Annotated in this window: 1 protein-coding gene; it reads left to right on the forward strand. The window is 40.4% G+C overall.

What is annotated here, in order from left to right; translation table 11 throughout:
* The coding region (locus H6S82_RS26105) for a GAF domain-containing protein (protein WP_191056946.1) at window positions 1–3,182 on the forward strand (3,182 nt) is incomplete at both ends.

The raw sequence follows: 3,182 nt of genomic DNA on the forward strand, positions 1-3,182 counted from the left end.
AGTTTCACCCGTGCATTCATTCATTTTAACAGTAGATGAAATTGTAAAAATGGGAGCAAAAGTTAATATAATTATTTTGCCACCCTTAAAGGAATCGGATATTAATAGGTTGGTAGCAGATACTCTGAATTGTGAATTGACCCTAGCGCAGCCTTTAACAAGATTAATATATCAAAAAACTCAGGGAAATCCTTTCTTTGCAACTCAGTTCCTCAAAGCATTACACGATGACAAACTCATTACTTTTAATTGGAATATCCAGCATTGGCAGTGCGATATTTCCCAAGTCAACGCCCTAGCAATTACTGATGATGTTGTTGAATTTATGGCGTGGCAATTGCAGAAATTACCAATCCAAACCCAGGATGTCTTAAAGTTGGCTGCTTGTATTGGGGCGCAGTTCGATTTACATACTTTGGCAATTGTTTCACAACAATCGGAAACAGAGACGGCAACTGTCTTGTGGAGAGCATTGCAGGCGGGTTTAATTTTACCGATTAGTAATATTTATAAGTTTTATCAGTGTGAAAACAACGATAACTTAAGCCCTGAAGATGAAAATGCTAATAAACAAAATCCTAGATACAGATTTTTGCACGATCGCGTTCAACAAGCCGCCTATTCTCTGATTCCCAAAGACGAAAAACAGGTAACTCATTTCAAAATCGGTCAACTGCTCCAACAAAACTTATCAGAAATAGAAAAAGAAGAAAAACTATTTGATATTGTCGGGCATTTGAATTTAGGAATTGGGTTAATTACTCAAGCGGTAGAACGAGAAGCTTTAGCCAGATTGAACTTAGCAGCAGCAGAGAAAGCCAGAAATTCTACAGCCTATTCAGCCGCCAGAAGTTTTGCGAACACAGGGATTGAGTTGCTGGCGAAAAACTGTTGGCAAACTCAGTATGAATTAACCCTGAATCTTTATGTAGAAGCGGCGGAAACTGCTTACTTAAATGCCGATTTCGATGGGATGGAAGAAATCGCAGCAGAAGTTTTGCGATCGGCCCAAACAATACTAGACAAAGTGAAGATTTATGAGATTCAAATCAACGCACTGACAACCCAGGGTCAGATATTAGAAGCGATCGCTGTCGGTATAAATGCCCTAGCAAGCTTGGGAGTTGAATTTCCCTCTAAACCTGACAAAGCCTTGACTGACAAAGCACTACAAAACATTGCCAGTCAACTCCAAGAGAAAAACATTGAGGATCTGGTTAACCTCCCTGTGATGAGCGATCCTAGTAAAATTGCGGCTATGCAATTATTAGGAAAGTTGTTTTCGCCGATTTTTATAGTTAGTCCCACCTTACTACCATTCCACTCCTCCATAATGGTCAGTTTATCCCTCCAATTTGGAAATACACCCGCATCAACGATCGGCTATCTCAGTTATGGCATGGTGCTGTCTACTTTTTTGGGAGAGGTAGAGAGGGCCTATTGCTTTGGGCGAGTAGCACTGAGCTTAGTCAATAAGTTTAATTTGCGGGAATTAAAGTGCCTAACTTTACTTTTTTTTAGCGTTTTTATTCAGCATCGTCAAGAAGCTCTGAGGGCAGCTATCCCAATCCTGAAAGAAGGCTATCTGGCCGGAATGGAAACAGGTGAATTTCTCTATGGTGGTTACAATATAGCTACTTATTTCTTGGCTAATTTCTTCGCCGGAGTCGATCTGGAAGATTGGGAACAAGAAATAGAAAATTACTGTGTTGTTTTAGAGAAAGTCAAGCAATATTCTCCTGTTATTTACATGAAGATGAAAGCACAAATGGTGCAAAACTTGAGAACAATTTTTAATGAACAAGATTTATTAAGCGGCACTGTCTACGATGAGAAGGAGATGCTTCCTAAGCACCATGACGATAATGAGCTTACTGCCCTCGCTTATATCTATAGCTACAAACTGATACTTGCCTATCTGTTTGGCAACTTCACTAATGCCCTACACTACATTCCCCAAGCTAAGCTGTATTTGACGGCAGTGTCAGGAACAATTTATACTCCAGTCTTTCATTTCTATGCCGGGTTAACGTACTTGGCACTATTTTCTACCCAGTCAGAAATTGAGCAAGCTAACACTCTCGCTTTGGTGGAAACCCATCAAACTGCTCTGGCTCAATGGGCACACTATGCTCCCATGAATCACCAACATAAAGTTGACTTAGTAGAAGCAGAAAAATGCCGGGTTTTAGGCAAGAATTATGAAGCCGGAGATTGGTACGATCGCGCAATTGCTGGAGCCAATCAAAACGAATATATCCAAGAAGAAGCCTTAGCTTCGGAACTAGCAGCTAAATTTTATCTGGACTGGGGCAAAGAAAAAGTTGCTTCTGGATATATGCAGGAAGCATACTACTGTTACACCCGATGGGGTGCAAAGGCAAAAATCGCTTATTTAGAACAACACTATCCTCAACTACTAGGGGCTATTCTACAACCGACTAAACCAGCGAACGCATCTGGGGGAACAATCTCTTCAACTCTGATGAGAAGCGTAACTAGCAGCGGTAGCAGCAGCTTGAATTTATGGTTGGATTTTCCGGCGGTGATGAAAGCCGCACAAGCTATTTCTCAAGAAATTGAATTAGAGAAACTGTTAGCTACTTTAATGCAAATTGCGATCGCCCATACGGGAGCGCAAACTGGTATTTTAGTTATTCATCAAGAGGGAAAATGGTTAGTAGTGGCAAAAGCTAATCAAAACCATATAGAAAACTGGCAAATTCCTCTAGTGGAATGTCAAGAATTACCCCAAAATTTGATTTATTCTGTAGCCAGAAGTCAAAAAATAGCGGTTTTTGATAACTTGAGTGCTGACGCTAAATTTGCAGGAAATCGCTATATCATCACCCACCAGCCTAAATCAGTTTTATGTATTCCGATTAGCAAGCAGGGAAAATCGAGCGCGATTTTGTATTTGGAAAATAATCTAACAGTGGGAGCATTTACTAGCGATCGCGTCGAAACTCTCCAAATTCTTACGTCTCAAGCTGCTATCTCCATTGAAAATGCACGTTTGTATCAACAAGTAGAGAAATATTCTCACACTTTAGAAGCAGAAGTTGAGCGAAAAACTCAACAGTTAAGCCAAAAAGCTTCCGATCTAGAGCAAGCCTTGAAAAATTTACAACAAACCCAAGCCCAATTAATTCAGAGTGAGAAAATGTCAGCCCTCGGTCAAC

Source organism: Planktothrix sp. FACHB-1355 (assembly GCF_014748295.1).
GTDB classification, from domain to species: domain Bacteria; phylum Cyanobacteriota; class Cyanobacteriia; order Cyanobacteriales; family Aerosakkonemataceae; genus Aerosakkonema; species Aerosakkonema funiforme_A.